Source organism: Cellulosimicrobium marinum (assembly GCF_020551945.1).
In the GTDB taxonomy this organism is placed as follows: domain Bacteria; phylum Actinomycetota; class Actinomycetes; order Actinomycetales; family Cellulomonadaceae; genus Cellulosimicrobium; species Cellulosimicrobium marinum.
In genome coordinates this window covers 46,130-60,793 of sequence record NZ_JAJBZH010000005.1, presented here as the reverse complement: position 1 = coordinate 60,793, position 14,664 = coordinate 46,130, and the positions used below count along the sequence as shown (strand labels likewise).

Below are 14,664 nucleotides of genomic sequence, written 5' to 3'. Positions count from 1 at the left end.
TCCGTCAGCGGTTCGGCGGGAAGGACGGCGGCGGAGTGCCGTCGCCCTCGTCCCCGGGCTCGTCCTCGGTGCCCGGCGGCGGGGGTGGCGGGGGCGCGTACCGGTCCTGCGCCCCCAACGGGCGCGGCGTCGGGCCGCCGGGCTCCGGCGGCGCTGCCCGGTGCTCGCCGCCCGGGTGCTGGCCCAGCTCGGTCTGCGGGTCGAACGGGAGGCCCGACCGCGTCCCGGAGCTCGTCGCGTCGGCCGTGGCCGCCTCGGCCTGGCGTCGCGCCTCCGCGAGCGCCTCCGACGGGTCGGTGAGCGACGGCGTCCCGAACCTCACCCGGTCCCGCTCCCGCTCGCGCCGCGCCTCGGCGCTCGCCTCGGCGGCGGCGGCGTCCTGCGCGGGCGTCGCGCCCGGCACTCCCCCGCCGTCGATCCCCGGGACCCCGCCGAACCCCTTCGCGATGGACCCGAGGGCGGCCGTGAACTCGGTCGGCACGACCCACAGCTTGCTCGCGCTGCCGTTCGCGATCTGCGGGAGCATCTGCAGGTACTGGTAGGCGAGGAGCTTCGGGTCGGCGTCGCCCTCGTGGATCGCGTCGAACACCTGGAGGATCGCACGCGCCTCGCCCTCGGCCCGCAGGATCTGCGACTGCGCGTCACCCTCGGCCCGCAGGATCGCCGCCTGCTTCTCGCCCTCGGCCGTGAGGACCTGCGACTGCTTGACGCCCTCCGCCGTGAGGATCGCGGCACGGCGGTCACGCTCGGCGCGCATCTGCTGCTCCATCGAGCCCTGGACGCTCGGCGGCGGGTCGATCGACTTGAGCTCGACGCGGTTGACGCGGATGCCCCAGCGGCCGGTCGCCTCGTCGAGGACGCCGCGCAGCTGGCCGTTGATCTGGTCGCGGCTCGTCAGCGTCTGCTCGAGGTCCATCGACCCGATGACGTTGCGCAGCGTCGTGACGGTGAGCTGCTCGATCGCCGTGATGTAGTTCGCGATCTCGTACACCGCGGACTTCGGGTCGGTGACCTGGAAGTAGATGACGGTGTCGATGCTCACCACGAGGTTGTCCGAGGTGATGACCGGCTGCGGCGGGAACGACACCACCTGCTCGCGCAGGTCCACCGACGCGCGGACCCGGTCGATGAACGGGACGAGCAGGTGCAGGCCCGGTTCCAGGGTGCGCGAGTAGCGTCCGAGGCGCTCGACGATGAGCGCGACCGCCTGCGGGACGATCCGCACCGCCTTGACGAGCGCGACGATCACGAAGATCAGGACGAGCGCGAGGACCACGTACGCGAGGATAGTTCCGGGACTGGGGTCGTTCATCGGCTGCCTCCTGGTCGACGGGCACCGGCGGCCGCCGGTGCGCACGGGTGCTTCAGGGTCCGCTGGGATGCTCCGCCGGGAGCGGGGCGACGACCGCCGTCGCCCCGTCGATGCGTAGCACGCGCACGTCGGCCCCGGCGGGGATGGGCGGTGCGTCGGGCTCGGTGCGGGCCGTCCAGACCTCTCCGACGAGCTTGACGCGCCCGCCGGTCTCGGTGACCCGGTCCACGACGAGGGCGGCACGCCCGACGTGCGCGGCGACGTTGGTCTCGGCGAGCGGGACACGGTCGCGCAGGTGGCGCAGGAGCCAGGGGCGCAGCGTCACGAGCAGCACGACGCTCACGATCGCGAACGTGAGGATCTGGAGCCAGAGCGGACCCCCGGCGGCGTTGACCCCGGCCGCGGCGAGGGCTCCGCCGGCGAACATGATGAGCACGAGGTCGAGCGAGACGATCTCCACCAGCGCGAAGAGGAACGCCGCTCCGACCCACCACAGCCAGTCCATCTCGACCCCCGTTCCCACATGGCGCTTTTACGAGGATTTTACCGACGTCGCGCGCCCGGCGCACGCCCTCGGCCGGCAGCCCGGTCCCCCCGGGGCCGGGCGGTCGGCGTCACACCCGCGCCGCGCGCGCCATCCACCGGCCGCCGCCGTGCGCGACGAGGAGCGGGAGCCCGAACGCCTCGCTGAGGTTCTCGGCGGTGAGCACCTCGGCGATCGGGCCGGCGCGGTGCACGGCGCCGTCCCGCAACAGCATGAGGTGCGTGAACCCGGGCGGGATCTCCTCGACGTGGTGCGTCACGAGGACGAGGACGGGAGAGTGCGGGTCGCCCGCGAGCTCCGCGAGCGCCCCCACGAGCTCCTCCCGACCCCCGAGGTCGAGGCCGGCGGCCGGCTCGTCGAGCAGGAGGATCTCGGGGTCGGTCATGAGGGACCGCGCGATCTGCGCGCGCTTGCGCTCGCCCTCCGACAGGGTGCCGAAGAGGCGGTCGGCCAGGTGGTCGACGCCGAAGGCCCGCAGCAGGTCGTCGGCGCGCTCGGTGTCGAAGTCCTCGTACTGCTCGCGCCACCGGCCGGTCACGCCGTACGCCGCGGTGAGCACGACGTCGCGCACCGTCTCGTCCGGCGGGATCCGGTCGGCCAGCGCGGCGGACGCGAGGCCGATGCGGGGCCGCAGCTCGAACACGTCGACCTTGCCCATGCGCTCGCCGAGGATCGTCGCCGTGCCCGAGGTGGGGTGCATGCGGGCGGACGCGACCTGGAGCATCGTCGTCTTGCCGGCGCCGTTGCGCCCCAGGATCACCCAGCGCTCGCCCTCGTTCACCTGCCAGTCCACCGCGTCGAGGATGGTCGTGGTGCCACGGCGGACCGTGATCGCCTGCAGGTCGAGAACCGCGCTCATGGTCCCCGACCCTATAGGTTGGCCGACGTGGATTCCCATTCGCCCGCGGGCCCCGGCAGCGGGTCCGCCGCGGCCGCCGGGGCGCTGCCCCGCAGCGCCCTGCTCGCGCTGTGGCTGCGGGCGGTCGCGACCGCGACCCCCCACGACGACGCCGTGACGCGCGTGGTGCGCGCCGTCGAGCGGGACGACGAGCCGCACGTCGTCGACGGCGCGCTCGGGGAGGTGCGTCTCGCCGACCTCGTCGGGGCGTGGGCGGGCGGCACGCGCGCGGTCGTCGCCCTCGCGCCCGTCCCCGGGGACGTCGCGGGCGTGCCGGCGCAGGTCGCCGCACCGGCCACCGACGTCGGCGAGTGCCTGCTCGTCAGCACCGCGGCCGGGTCGTGGGGGCTCGTCCCCGAGGTGTCGGAGTTCGGCTCGGAGCTGGAGCCGGGACACCTCGTGACCTGGCACGTGACCGCCGTCCCGGCGTGGCACCGGGGCGTCCTCGGCACGGCGGGCACGCTCCCCGAGGCCGAGCGCGAGCTGCGCACCGCGCTGCTGGTGGCCACCCAGGCGCTCGACACGCTCGACGTCGCCCGGTGGCGCGAGGACGCGGCGGGCGCGATCGCCGGCCTGCGCGGCGGCGGGGCGCCGGCGTGGCAGGTCCCGCCGTCGCTCGACGGGCGTGCCGTGCGGGTCCTCGAGCAGGCCGTGCGCCTGCGCGCGATCGTCGACCTCGCGACGGTCGACGACGGCGGCGCCGTCAACCTCTGGCAGGCCGACCAGCGCTCGACCGCGCTGCGCGAGATCGACCGCGCGTCGCGGCGCGCCGTCGGCGCGGCCACGCTCTGGGTGGGGGACGACGTCCCCCTGCGCTGAGCCCCCGGCCCGTGCGCCCTTTCCGAGCGCCCCTCAGGAGGCCGCGAGGACCGTCCGGTACACGTCGAGCGTGCGTTCGCCGATCGCGTCCCACGCGAAGTGCTCCTCGACCCGGGTCCGCGCCGCCCGGCCCATCCGCGCGGCGCGCTCCGGGTCCGCGACGACCCGCGTGAGGGCGTCGGCGAGGTCCGCGACGAACCGGTCCGGGTCGAGCGGGGTGCCGGTGCCGTCGTCCGCCTGCTCGATCGGCACGAGCACGCCCGTGACGCCGTCGTCGACGACCTCCGGGATGCCGCCCGTCGCCGTCCCGACCACGGGCAGCCCGACGGCCATGGCCTCGAGGTTGACGATGCCGAGCGGCTCGTACACGGACGGGCACACGAAGACCGTGGACGCGGCGAGCACGGCGACGAGCTCCGGGCGGGGCAGCATCTGCTCGATCCACACGACGCCGGTGCGCTCGGCCTGCAGCACCGCGACCGCGCTGCTCACCTCCGCGGCGATCTCGGGCGTGTCCGGAGCCCCGGCGCACAGCACGAGCTGTACCTCGGGCGGGAGCGAGCGGGCCGCGCGCAGGAGGTACGGCAGGCCCTTCTGGCGCGTGATGCGCCCGACGAACACCACCGCGGGGCGTCCGGGGTCGATCCCGAGGTCGCGCACGACCCGGTCGGCCGCCGCGAGGCCCGCCTCGCCCTCGGGCCGCCGCCAGCCGTCGAGGTCGATGCCGTTGTGCACCACGTGGACCTTCGCGGGGTCCACCTGCGGGTACACGCGCAGGATGTCCTCGCGCATGCCCGCGGAGACCGCGACGATCCCCGCCGCGCCCTCGTACGCCGTCCGCTCCGCCCAGGACGACAGCGCGTACCCGCCGCCGAGCTGCTCGGCCTTCCACGGGCGCAGGGGCTCGAGCGAGTGCGCCGAGACGACGTGGGGCACGCCGTGCAGCAGCCCGGCGAGGTGCCCGCCGAGGTTGGCGTACCAGGTGTGGGAGTGGACGAGGTCGGCGCCGGCGACGTCGCCCGCCATCTCCAGGTCGACACCGAACGTCCCGAGCGCGGCGTTGGCGGACGACAGCACGCCCGGCACCGCGTACCCGGTCACGCCGTCGGCGGAGCGCGGCCCGTCGAAGCAGCGCACGCGCACGTCGACGTGGCGGCGCAGCACCGCGGACAGCTCCGCGACGTGCACGCCCGCGCCGCCGTAGACGTGGGGCGGGTACTCACGGGTCAGCAGGTCGACTCTCACGCGGCACACGCTAGCCGACACCGGCCCGCGCGCGGCAGGGAACGCGCGGCGCCCATCATGCGGGTCGTGCTGCGAGGCCCCGGGCCGAGGGGCTACCGTCTGGGCATGGCCGCCGCACCCCGAGTCCTCGCCATCGTCCTCGCCGGGGGCGAGGGCAAGCGCCTCATGCCGCTCACGGGGTCCCGGGCCAAGCCGGCCGTCCCGTTCGGCGGCATCTACCGCCTCGTCGACTTCGCCCTGTCGAACCTCGTGAACTCGCACTACCTCAAGGTCGTCGTGCTCACGCAGTACAAGTCGCACAGCCTCGACCGCCACATCACGAAGACGTGGCGCATGTCCGCGCTGCTCGGCAACTACGTGGCGCCGGTGCCCGCGCAGCAGCGCGTCGGCAAGCACTGGTACCTCGGCAGCGCGGACGCGATCTACCAGTGCCTCAACATCATCGACGACGAGCGGCCCGACATCGTGGTCGTGGTCGGCGCCGACCACGTCTACCGCATGGACTTCTCCCAGATGGTCGACGCGCACGTCGAGTCGGGCGCGCGGCTCACCGTCGCCGGGATCCGCCAGCCCATCTCCATGGCGGACCAGTTCGGCGTCATCGAGACCGACCCGAAGGACCCGACGAGGATCGCGGCGTTCCGCGAGAAGCCGAAGGACCCCGTGGGCCTGCCGGACTCCCCGAAGGAGGTCCTGGCGTCGATGGGCAACTACGTCATCGACACCGACGCCCTCGTGGAGGCCGTGACGGCCGACGCCGCGGACGCGGCCTCGCGCCACGACATGGGCGGCGACATCGTCCCCGCGTTCGTCGAGAAGGGCACCGCCGCGGTCTACGACTTCATCCGCAACGACGTGCCCGGCTCCACGGACCGGGACCGCGACTACTGGCGCGACGTCGGGACGATCGACTCCTACTACGACGCGAACAAGGACCTCATCGCCGTCACCCCCGTGTTCAACCTCTACAACGAGGAGTGGCCGCTGCACACCGGCTACACGGGCCTGCCGCCGGCGAAGTTCGTGCACGCGGGGCGCGGACGCCTCGGCCACGCGGCCGACTCGATCGTCTCCCCCGGCGTCATCATCTCCGGCGCGACCGCCGTCGGCTCGGTGCTCTCCCCCGGCACGTACCTGCACTCGTGGTCGTCCGTCTCGGACTCGGTGCTCATGGACGGCGTGCAGGTGCACCGCCACGCGCAGGTGCACCGCGCGATCATCGACAAGAACGTCGTCATCAAGGAGCAGGCGCGCATCGGCCTCGACCCCGAGCGGGACCGGGCGCGCGGCTTCACCGTCACCGAGTCCGGCATCACGGTCGTGCCCAAGGGGACGGTCGTCGAGTGAGCGCGACCGCACCCGCCGACCTGGAGGACCCCGCCGTGGCCGGCACCCGTCCCACCCGCCTGCTCGTCATGGACGTCGACTCGACGCTCATCACCCAGGAGGTCATCGAGCTGCTGGCCGACCACGCGGGGACCCGGGCGGAGGTCGCCGAGGTGACGGAGCGCGCCATGCGCGGCGAGCTCGACTTCGCCGCGTCGCTGCGCGAGCGCGTGGCGACCCTCGCGGGCGTGCCCGTGACGGCGTTCGAGGACGTCCGGGACCGCGCCACGTTCACTCCCGGCGCCCGCGAGCTCGTCGCCGAGGCGCGGCGCCGCGGGTGGGAGGTCGGCCTGGTCTCGGGAGGCTTCGAGGAGATCGTCGCGCACCTCGCCGCGGACCTCGGCATCACGCTCTTCCGTGCCAACCGCCTCGAGGTCGCGGACGGACGGCTCACGGGCCGCACCGTGGGACCCGTCGTCGACCGCGCCGCCAAGGCCGAGACGCTGCGCGACCTCGCGGCCCGCACGGGCGTGGCCCTCGCGGACACGATCGCGGTGGGCGACGGCGCGAACGATCTCGACATGATCGCCGCCGCGGGCATCGGCATCGCCTTCGCCGCGAAGCCAATGGTGCGCGCGCAGGCGCCGTACGGCGTGGACGGGCCGCGGCTCGACGCGGTGCTGGACGTCGTCGACCGGGTCGACGCCGCCCGCCGCCGCCCCTGAGCCGCGGCCGTCGGACCGCGACGCGGGACCGTCGGACCGACCGTCAGACGGCGGGGCGCCCGACGTACGTGAGGAGAGCCCCGCGCGGACGCCAGGCGTCCCACGCGGCGTCGGACTCCAGGACGCTGTAGGTGGCGGTGGGCACGCCCACCTGCACCTGGGCGAGCGCGCCGCCGTCGGACGCCGGGTCCGCGAGGTGCGACGCGGTGGCCGCCATCGTCGGCTCGTGCCCGACGACGAGGAGCGTGCGCACCCGCGGGTCCGTCGCCGCGACGAGCGCGAGCACGTCCGCCACGTCGGCGGAGTAGAGCGTGTCGTCGACGAGGACCTCGGGCGCGACGTCACCCAGGTGTGCCGACAGCAGCTCCCACGTCTGGCGCGTGCGCAGCGCGGACGAGCACAGCACGCGCTCGGGCACGAGGCCCGAGTCCCGCAGGGCGGACCCCACCCGGCTCGCTTGCCTCCGCCCGTCGAGGCGCAGCGGGCGGAGCACGTCGTCCACCGCGCCCGCACGCTCCGCCTTGGCGTGGCGCAGGAGGACCAGTCGCCGCCCGCCGTCGCCCCCGGTGCTCCCGGTCACCTGCGCCACCTGCCTCACTGACCCATCGCGTGCACGCCGCCGTCGACGTGCACGATCTCACCGGTGGTGGCCGGGAACCAGTCGGACAGCAGGGCGACGACCGCACGTGCGGCCGGCTCGGCCGTGGTCTGGTCCCAGCCGAGGGGGGCGCGCTTCGGCCAGCCGTCCTCCATCTGCTCGAAGCCCGGGATGGACTTGGCCGCCGTGGTGCGGATCGGGCCCGCCGACACGAGGTTCGCCCGGATGCCGTCGGGACCGAGGTCGCGCGCGAGGTAGCGGTTCGCGGACTCCAGGCCCGCCTTCGCCACGCCCATCCAGTCGTAGACCGGCCAGGCGAACTGCGCGTCGAACGTCAGGCCGACGAGCGCGCCGCCGTTCGTCATGAGCGGCTTGGCCGCCGTGGCGAGCGACTTGTAGGAGAACGTCGACACCTGGAGCGCCGTCGCGACGTCCTCCCAGGTCGCCGAGAGGAAGTTGCCCCCCATGACCGACTGCGGGGCGAACCCGATGGAGTGCACGACGCCGTCGAGGACGTCGACGTGCTCGCGGACCGCCGCGGCCAGACCGTCGAGGTGGGCCGGGTCCGTGACGTCGAGCTCGACCACGGGGGCGGCCGAGGGCAGGCGCTTCGCGAACGCCTGCGTGAGCTTCATCTGGCGGCCGAACGACGAGAGCACGACCTGCGCACCCTCCTCCTGGGCGAGCCGTGCCGCGTGGAACGCGATCGAGGAGTCCGTGAGGACCCCCGTCACCAGGAGCTTCTTGCCGTCGAGCAGACCCATCGATGTCCTTCCGTCGTGCACCCGGTCGCGGGCGCGCTGAGGCGAGCGTACTGAAAGAGAGCAGGGTGCGGGCGTCGCGGGACGCCGCGCGGTCGGGCGCGGGCGGGTGCCGGTGACCCGTCAGCGGCCCGCCGGTGGCCGGTTCGGTGGCCCGTCAGTGCCCCATGCCGAGGCCGCCGTCGACCGGGATCACGGCCCCGGAGACGTACGACGCGGCGTCGGACGCGAGGAACTGGACCACGCCCGCGACCTCCTCGGGCTGCGCGAACCGGCCCGCGGGGATCGCGGCCTTGTAGGCGGCCTGGCGCTCCTCGGGGAGCTCGGCCGTCATCGCGGTGTCGATGAACCCCGGGGCGACCACGTTGGCCGTGATGCCGCGCGCGCCGAGCTCGCGCGTGATCGAGCGTGCCATGCCGACGAGCGCGGACTTCGACGACGCGTAGTTCACCTGGCCCGCGCCGCCGTACAGCCCGACGACCGACGACACGAGGACGATGCGCCCGCGGCGCAGGCGGATCATGCCCTTCGTCACACGGCGCACGCAGCGGAACGTGCCGGTGAGGTTGACGTCGACCACGGACTCGAAGTCCTCGTCGGTCATGCGCAGCAGGAGCTGGTCGCGCGTGACGCCCGCGTTGGCGACGAGCACCTCGACGGGGCCGAGCTCGGCCTCGATCTGCGTGAACGCGGCGTCGACCGCGGCGGTGTCGGTGATGTCGGCCACGGCCCCGAAGACGCCCTCGGGCAGGTCGCCGCCGCGGTACACCGTGGCGACCCGGTCGCCGTTCGCGACGAACCGCTCGGCGACGGCCCGGCCGATGCCTCGGTTCGCGCCGGTGACGACGACGGTGCGCGGTGCGGGTGCGGTGGGCTCGGACACAGAGGTCTCTCCTCGGGGCGACGACAGGGACGGTGCGAACCTACCCCGAGCGGTCCGGGCCGTGCGCGCGCGGTACGTCACACGTCCGACGGACCGTTTGTGGGGTCGCCACAAACGTAGACTGGACGGGTGAGCACACGACGCACGGGTGGGCGCCCCGTCGAGGTGGTGCCGAGCATCACGTCCGCCCAGCAGCCCCTGGCCGAGGACCAGGCCCGTCGCACGCGCCGGTACCTCGTCCAGATGGGGATCCGGCTCGTGTGCTTCGTCGCGGCGATCGCCGTGTGGAGCACGCTCCCGTGGCTCACGTTCGTGCTCGCGGCGGCCGCGGTGGTGCTGCCCTACGTGGCGGTGCTCGGCGCCAACGCGGGCCGCGACCAGGTGCACTACGACACCTCCCCGATGGAGCACCGGGCCCTGCCGCCGGGCACGACGCCCGACGGCCACGGGATCGGCCCCGGGGAGCGACCCGGAGGGAACGGATGACGGACGTGCTGGGTCTCGCGGACCCGGTCGGCGACGAGGAGCTCGTCTGCAGCGCGAAGGGCTGCCGCGAGGGCGCCGCGTGGGGCCTGCTGTGGAACAACCCGAAGATCCACACGCCGGAGCGGCGCAAGGTGTGGCTCGCGTGCGACGCGCACCGCGAGCACCTGGAGACGTTCCTCGGCGCGCGGTCGTTCTGGCGCACCACCGTGCCGGTCGACGACCTCGAGCGTCGGCCCGCCCCGTGACGGACGCCGCCGACGCCCCGGTCGGCCCGCGCGCCGCGAACCCGACCTACGAGCCCCGCACACCGCGCCAGTGGGCCACGCTCGCCGTGGGCGTCGTCGTGCTGGTGGCGCTGTGCCTGGTCGCCGGCCGGTGGCAGTGGAACCGCTACGTCGACCGTGAGGCGGAGATCGCGCAGATCGAGGCGAACTACACGGCGGCCCCGGCCCCCGTGTCCCAGGTGCTCCCGGCCCCCGGCAGCGACCTCGACCCCGCGCAGGTGTGGCTGCCGGTGACGCTGGAGGGCCGGTACGAGCCGGACGGCACGGTGCTGCTGCGCAACCGGCCCGTGGGCGGCTCCCCCGGGTTCCACGTCCTCGTGCCGTTCGTCACGGACCCGACGCCCGGCGCGCCGGACGGGCTGGTCGTCGTCGTGGACCGCGGGTTCGTGCCCCTCGGGACCGACGCGGTGACGCCCGGGGACGTGCCGGACCCGCCCACGGGGACGGTCGAGGCGACCGTGACCCTGCGGGCCGACGAGCCGGCCTCCGACCGCGACGCGCCGGCCGGGCAGGTGCAGGCCATCTCGACCGACCAGGTGCTCGCGGCGGGCGCGGAGGGCGGCGACTGGGCCGCGGGCCGCACGGTCGGCGCCTACGGCCAGCTCCGTGACGAGGTGCCCGCGCCGGACGTCGTGCTCGAGGCCCTGCCCAAGCCCGACACGGACCCGGGCTCCCACCTGTCCTACGCGTTCCAGTGGGGCGTGTTCGCCCTGGGCGCGGTGGCAGGGTTCTGGCTCCTCGTGCGGCGCGACCGCCGGGACCGCCGCGGCGAGGACGTGACGCTCACGGCGGGCGACCTCCTCGCCGCCGAGGACCCCGGCTCGGCACGACCTCGCCGCGACCCGCGCACCCGCCGCCCGACGGCGGAGGACGAGGAGGACGCGCTCATCGACGCCCAGCTCGACCCGCGCACGCGGTAGAGCCACGCACGGGGTGGACCCCACCACGCGGTAGACCCCGCAGGTGCGGGGCCGTCACGCGAGCGAGACGAGCTCCGCGTAGTCGTCGCTCCACAGGTCCTCGTCGCCGTCCGGCAGGAGCAGGACCCGCTCGGGCTCGAGGGCCTCGACCGCGCCGTCGTCGTGCGTGACCATGACGACGGCGCCCTCGTACGTCTTGAGCGCGCCGAGGATCTCGGCGCGCGACGCGGGGTCGAGGTTGTTCGTCGGCTCGTCGAGCAGCAGCACGTTCGCGGCCGACACGACGAGGGTCGCGAGCGCCAGCCGTGTCTTCTCCCCGCCCGAGAGCACGTGCGTCGGCTTGTCCGCGTCGTCGCCGGAGAACAGGAACGACCCGAGGACCGAGCGCACCTGGGTGTCGGTGAGGTCGGGCGCGGCGTGGCGCAGGTTCTCCACGACGGTCGCGTCCATGTCGAGCGTGTCGTGCTCCTGGGCGTAGTAGCCGATCTTCAGGCCGTGGCCCGGGTGCACCTCGCCCGTGTCGGGCTTCTCCACGCCGCCGAGGATGCGCAGGAGCGTCGTCTTGCCCGCGCCGTTGAGGCCGAGCACGACGACGCGGCTGCCGCGGTCGATCGCGAGGTCGACGCCCGCGAAGACCTCCTGCGACCCGTACGCCTTGGACAGCCCGCTCGCGGTGAGGGGCGTGCGGCCGCACGGGGCGGGCTTGGGGAACCGCAGCTTGGCGACCTTGTCGCTCTGACGCTCGCCCTCGACACCCGCGAGCATCTTCTCGGCGCGACGCATCATCTGCTGCGCGGCGACGGCCTTCGTGGCCTTCGCGCGCATCTTCTCGCCCTGGGCGAGCAGGGCGCCCGCCTTCTTCTCGGCGTTCTGGCGCTCGCGCCGCCGGCGGCGCTCGTCCTGCTCGCGCTGCGCGAGGTAGCCGTCCCAGCCGAGGTTGTACTGGTCGAGCTCGCCGCGGTTGGCGTCGAGGTGGAACACCTTGTTCACGGTCGCGCGCAGCAGGTCGACGTCGTGGGAGATGACGACGAAGCCGCCGGAGTACGCCTTGAGGTAGTCGCGCAGCCAGATGATCGAGTCGGCGTCGAGGTGGTTGGTGGGTTCGTCGAGCAGCAGCGTCTCGACGCCGGAGAAGAGGATGCGCGCGAGCTCGATGCGGCGGCGCTGACCGCCCGACAGCGTGCTCAGCGGCTGGGCGAGCACGCGGTCGTCGAGACCGAGGTTGCTCGTGATCCGGTGCGCCTCGCTCTCTGCGGCGTACCCGCCCGCGGCGAGGAACCGGGACTCCAGCCTCGGGTAGCGCTCCATGGCCGCCTCGTGGGTCTCGACGTCGGCGCTCGCCATCGCGCCCTCGGTCTCGCGCATCTGCCGCACGATCACGTCGAGGCTGCGGGCGGACAGCACCCGGTCCATCGCGATGACCTCGAGGTCGCCCGTGCGCGGGTCCTGCGGGAGGTAGCCGATCTCGTTCCCGCGCGTGATCTTCCCCGCCGTCGGCTGGGTCTCCCCCGCGAGCGTCTTGGTCAGGGTCGTCTTGCCGGCACCGTTGCGGCCGACGAGGCCGATCCGGTCGCCCGAGGCGATCTGGAAGGTGGCCTCGTGGAGCAGGACACGGGCGCCGACGCGCAGCTCGACGCCGTGGGCGGTGATCACGGGAGGGTCCTCTCGCAGGGGTGGGTGGTGCCCGACGGCGGGCCTGGACGATTCTACGGGTCTAGGTTGAACCTGTGACGTTCCAGGAGGGTGGCTCGTTCGAGGGCGGGCGGGTCCGCAAGGGTGCAGGCCGCGGGCGGCGCGGGCCGGTGATCGCCGGCGGCGGGATCGGCGCGGTGCTGGTGGTGCTCGCGGTCGTGCTCCTCTCCGGGCGGTCGGACGTCGACCTGGGCGCCCTCACGGGGGACGGCGGGGGCACGTCGTCGGACGCGCTCGGCGAGGGCCAGGCGCAGTACGTCGACGACTGCAGCGCCGAGCAGGCCAACACGGAGCTGGAGTGCGAGCTGAGCGCGACCGCGCAGGCCCTCGACGCGTACTGGGACGAGGCGCTGCCCGCGCAGGCAGGCGTCGCGTACGAGCTCCCGGACGTCGTGAGCTTCTCCGGCCAGGTGTCGACGGGCTGCGGCGCCGCGACGAGCGCCGTCGGCCCGTTCTACTGCCCGGGCGACCGGACGGTGTACATCGACGTGGGCTTCTACGACGACCTCACCTCCCGGTTCGGGGCGAACGACGGCGGTCTCGCCCGGATGTACGTCGTGGCGCACGAGTTCGGGCACCACGTCGAGCAGCTCGTCGGCGCGATGGACGCCGCCGACCGCCAGGGCACGGGGCCCGATTCCGACGCCGTGCGCATCGAGCTCATGGCCGACTGCCTCGCCGGCATGTGGGCGGGAGACGCGGCGAGCACGGTCGACCCGGACACGGGCGTGACGTTCCTCGAGCCGATCACGGAGCAGCAGCTCGCCGACGCGCTGTCGGCGGCGTCCGCCGTCGGGGACGACCGCATCCAGGAGGCCGCGACCGGCCGGGTCAACCCCGAGGCCTGGACGCACGGGTCGAGCGAGCAGCGGCAGCGCTGGTTCATGACCGGCTACGACGGCGGCACGCTCGCCGACTGCGACGCGCTGAGCGCCGCGACGCTGTGACCGCACCGGCGCCGTGCGACGGTCTCAGAGCTCGATCGAGTACATCCGCGAGCCGGTGACCTTCTCGTAGCCGAGGCTCGCGTAGAGGCCGTGCGCCCCGGACGGGTTCTCGGTGTCGACGTCGAGGGACGCGTACTGCATGCCGTCCGCCGCCATCGCCCGCATGGCGGCCGCGAGCGCCGCGACGGCGACCTTGCGGCCGCGGTAGGCGCGGCGCACGCCGAGCAGCTCGGTGTACCCGAACGTATAGCCGCGCACGCCGAAGTCCTCGTCGTAGCGGCCCGCCATCTCGTACCCGACGACGAGCGGGGCGCCCGCGCGCAGGCTCGCCGCGGTCTCCTCGTCGACCGGTGCCGTGGTCGTCGTGCCCGCGAGGAGCGCGTCGAGGTCCGGGGCGTCGTCGACGACGAGGAACGACCACTGCGGGGCGAACTCGCTGCGCCCGTGGGTCCACGACTCGGGCGAGCGGGGCTCGCTCCCCCAGTGGTCGCGGAACGCGTCGTTGTGCGCGAGGCGCGTCGCCTCGTCGAGCTCCGCGGTCCACGGGACGACGCGCAGGGGGCCGTCGAGCGCGACGTCGGGCACGGGGTCCGCGAGGTCGCGGCGCAGGTCGGAGTAGAAGCGGCGGGGCGCGAACCCGAAGCGCTCGTAGAGGCGGATCTTGCCGGGCGGGTCGGTGTCCTCGGCGTACAGCGCGATGCGTGCCGGGATCTCCTTGCCGCTGGCGGCGAGGAGCTGACGACCGCGCGCGATCTCCCAGGCGAGGAGCTGACGCCCGATCCCGCGTCCGCGGTGCGTCGGGTGGACGCCCCCTCCCAGGAACGTGCGCACGGTCGTGGCGTCGCCGGGGGCGGTGTCGACGAGGGCCCACGCGCGCAGGACGCCGTCCGCGTCGACGCCGACGAGCGAGTCGGTCGCGAGGTCGCGCCACGAGGCCGTGAAGAGGTCGGCGACCTCCTCGAGCGTCTCCCGGTAGGGCTCGGAGTCTGCGGCGGCGATCTCGTTCTTCAGGGTGAGGAGCGCGGGAGCGTCGGCGGCCACGGCCGGTCGCCAGGTGAGGTCTCCCGCGGTGACGGGCGGGAGGTCCGACGGCGCGGCGGCCCGCTCGGCGATGGGGGCGAGCGTCGTGGCCGGGGCGGGGAGGGAGGAGGGCATGGGTCCACGGTAGGTGCGCCCGCGTCGTCGGGCACGCGCATTTCCCGCCGCCTCGCGCCGAGGCGCGAG

The 14,664-nt window shown here is 74.3% G+C and carries 16 protein-coding genes; 7 read left to right on the top strand and 9 right to left on the bottom strand.

Annotated features, from left to right (window positions below; translation table 11 throughout):
* Nucleotides 1-4: 4 nt before the first annotated feature.
* The 3 genes from LGQ04_RS12130 to LGQ04_RS12120 all read right to left on the bottom strand — a co-directional run bounded on the left by LGQ04_RS12130 (nucleotide 5) and on the right by LGQ04_RS12120 (nucleotide 2,715).
* Nucleotides 5-1,312, bottom strand: a complete 1,308-nt coding sequence (locus LGQ04_RS12130; RefSeq protein ID WP_229243976.1) for an SPFH domain-containing protein — start codon at nucleotides 1,310-1,312, stop codon at nucleotides 5-7.
* Between the two features lie 52 nt (nucleotides 1,313-1,364).
* Nucleotides 1,365-1,817, bottom strand: coding sequence for an NfeD family protein (locus LGQ04_RS12125; protein ID WP_229243975.1), 453 nt, complete (start codon nucleotides 1,815-1,817; stop codon nucleotides 1,365-1,367).
* Between the two features lie 109 nt (nucleotides 1,818-1,926).
* Nucleotides 1,927-2,715: an ABC transporter ATP-binding protein gene (locus tag LGQ04_RS12120; protein WP_229243974.1), complete on the bottom strand. Its 789-nt coding sequence runs from the start codon at nucleotides 2,713-2,715 to the stop codon at nucleotides 1,927-1,929.
* Between the two features lie 27 nt (nucleotides 2,716-2,742).
* Between LGQ04_RS12120 and LGQ04_RS12115 the strand changes: the two genes are divergently transcribed.
* Nucleotides 2,743-3,573: an Rv1486c family protein gene (locus LGQ04_RS12115; RefSeq protein WP_229243973.1), complete on the top strand. Its 831-nt coding sequence runs from the start codon at nucleotides 2,743-2,745 to the stop codon at nucleotides 3,571-3,573.
* 33 nt (nucleotides 3,574-3,606) lie between these two features.
* Here the strand turns inward: LGQ04_RS12115 and glgA are convergent, their stop codons facing one another.
* On the bottom strand, nucleotides 3,607-4,818 hold the full coding sequence (gene glgA, locus LGQ04_RS12110) for a glycogen synthase (RefSeq protein ID WP_229243972.1): 1,212 nt from the start codon (nucleotides 4,816-4,818) through the stop codon (nucleotides 3,607-3,609).
* Nucleotides 4,819-4,923: 105 nt separating this feature from the next.
* Between glgA and glgC the strand changes: the two genes are divergently transcribed.
* Together glgC and serB are read left to right on the top strand one after the other, a co-directional pair.
* Nucleotides 4,924-6,165: a glucose-1-phosphate adenylyltransferase gene (gene glgC / locus LGQ04_RS12105; RefSeq protein WP_229243971.1), complete on the top strand. Its 1,242-nt coding sequence runs from the start codon at nucleotides 4,924-4,926 to the stop codon at nucleotides 6,163-6,165.
* Entirely contained in the window at nucleotides 6,162-6,869 is a 708-nt protein-coding gene (gene serB / locus LGQ04_RS12100) for a phosphoserine phosphatase SerB (RefSeq protein WP_308016399.1), read from the top strand. Before glgC ends, serB begins: the two co-directional genes overlap by 4 nt.
* Nucleotides 6,870-6,912: 43 nt before the next feature.
* On the opposite strand, the gene LGQ04_RS12095 is transcribed toward serB, so the two are convergent.
* From LGQ04_RS12095 to fabG, 3 genes are all read right to left on the bottom strand, one after another.
* A complete protein-coding gene (locus LGQ04_RS12095) occupies nucleotides 6,913-7,449 on the bottom strand; it encodes a SixA phosphatase family protein (protein ID WP_229243970.1) in 537 nt (178 codons plus the stop codon).
* A gap of 14 nt (nucleotides 7,450-7,463) precedes the next feature.
* Entirely contained in the window at nucleotides 7,464-8,231 is a 768-nt protein-coding gene (gene fabI, locus LGQ04_RS12090; protein ID WP_229243969.1) for an enoyl-ACP reductase FabI, read from the bottom strand.
* A 154-nt stretch (nucleotides 8,232-8,385) separates the two neighbouring features.
* Entirely contained in the window at nucleotides 8,386-9,111 is a 726-nt protein-coding gene (gene fabG, locus LGQ04_RS12085; RefSeq protein WP_229243968.1) for a 3-oxoacyl-ACP reductase FabG, read from the bottom strand.
* A gap of 129 nt (nucleotides 9,112-9,240) precedes the next feature.
* Between fabG and LGQ04_RS12080 the strand changes: the two genes are divergently transcribed.
* From LGQ04_RS12080 to LGQ04_RS12070, 3 genes are read left to right on the top strand one after another with little or no spacing between them, the layout of a single operon-like run.
* Nucleotides 9,241-9,597, top strand: a complete 357-nt coding sequence (locus LGQ04_RS12080; RefSeq protein WP_229243967.1) for a DUF3099 domain-containing protein — start codon at nucleotides 9,241-9,243, stop codon at nucleotides 9,595-9,597.
* Nucleotides 9,594-9,842, top strand: coding sequence for a hypothetical protein (locus tag LGQ04_RS12075; RefSeq protein ID WP_229243966.1), 249 nt, complete (start codon nucleotides 9,594-9,596; stop codon nucleotides 9,840-9,842). Before LGQ04_RS12080 ends, LGQ04_RS12075 begins: the two co-directional genes overlap by 4 nt.
* A complete protein-coding gene (locus LGQ04_RS12070) occupies nucleotides 9,839-10,801 on the top strand; it encodes an SURF1 family cytochrome oxidase biogenesis protein (RefSeq protein ID WP_229243965.1) in 963 nt (320 codons plus the stop codon). Before LGQ04_RS12075 ends, LGQ04_RS12070 begins: the two co-directional genes overlap by 4 nt.
* A 54-nt stretch (nucleotides 10,802-10,855) precedes the next feature.
* Here the strand turns inward: LGQ04_RS12070 and LGQ04_RS12065 are convergent, their stop codons facing one another.
* Nucleotides 10,856-12,454, bottom strand: a complete 1,599-nt coding sequence (locus tag LGQ04_RS12065) for an ABC-F family ATP-binding cassette domain-containing protein (RefSeq protein WP_229243964.1) — start codon at nucleotides 12,452-12,454, stop codon at nucleotides 10,856-10,858.
* 74 nt (nucleotides 12,455-12,528) lie between these two features.
* On the opposite strand from LGQ04_RS12065, the gene ypfJ reads away from it, so the two are divergent.
* Nucleotides 12,529-13,440 (top strand): KPN_02809 family neutral zinc metallopeptidase, encoded by a 912-nt coding sequence (gene ypfJ / locus LGQ04_RS12060; protein ID WP_229243963.1) that lies wholly within the window; start codon nucleotides 12,529-12,531, stop codon nucleotides 13,438-13,440.
* A gap of 24 nt (nucleotides 13,441-13,464) precedes the next feature.
* Here the strand turns inward: ypfJ and LGQ04_RS12055 are convergent, their stop codons facing one another.
* Nucleotides 13,465-14,595, bottom strand: coding sequence for a GNAT family N-acetyltransferase (locus LGQ04_RS12055; protein ID WP_229243962.1), 1,131 nt, complete (start codon nucleotides 14,593-14,595; stop codon nucleotides 13,465-13,467).
* Nucleotides 14,596-14,664 lie beyond the last annotated feature (69 nt).

Bases quoted from the DNA above. Each gene is read 5' to 3' on its own strand.
- LGQ04_RS12130 (WP_229243976.1), bottom strand. From the start codon at position 1,312: ATGAACGACCCCAGTCCCGGAACTATCCTCGCGTACGTGGTCCTCGCG.
- LGQ04_RS12125 (WP_229243975.1), bottom strand. From the start codon at position 1,817: ATGGACTGGCTGTGGTGGGTCGGAGCGGCGTTCCTCTTCGCGCTGGTG.
- LGQ04_RS12120 (WP_229243974.1), bottom strand. From the start codon at position 2,715: ATGAGCGCGGTTCTCGACCTGCAGGCGATCACGGTCCGCCGTGGCACC.
- glgC (WP_229243971.1), top strand. From the start codon at position 4,924: ATGGCCGCCGCACCCCGAGTCCTCGCCATCGTCCTCGCCGGGGGCGAG.
- fabI (WP_229243969.1), bottom strand. From the start codon at position 8,231: ATGGGTCTGCTCGACGGCAAGAAGCTCCTGGTGACGGGGGTCCTCACG.
- LGQ04_RS12075 (WP_229243966.1), top strand. From the start codon at position 9,594: ATGACGGACGTGCTGGGTCTCGCGGACCCGGTCGGCGACGAGGAGCTC.
- LGQ04_RS12055 (WP_229243962.1), bottom strand. From the start codon at position 14,595: ATGCCCTCCTCCCTCCCCGCCCCGGCCACGACGCTCGCCCCCATCGCC.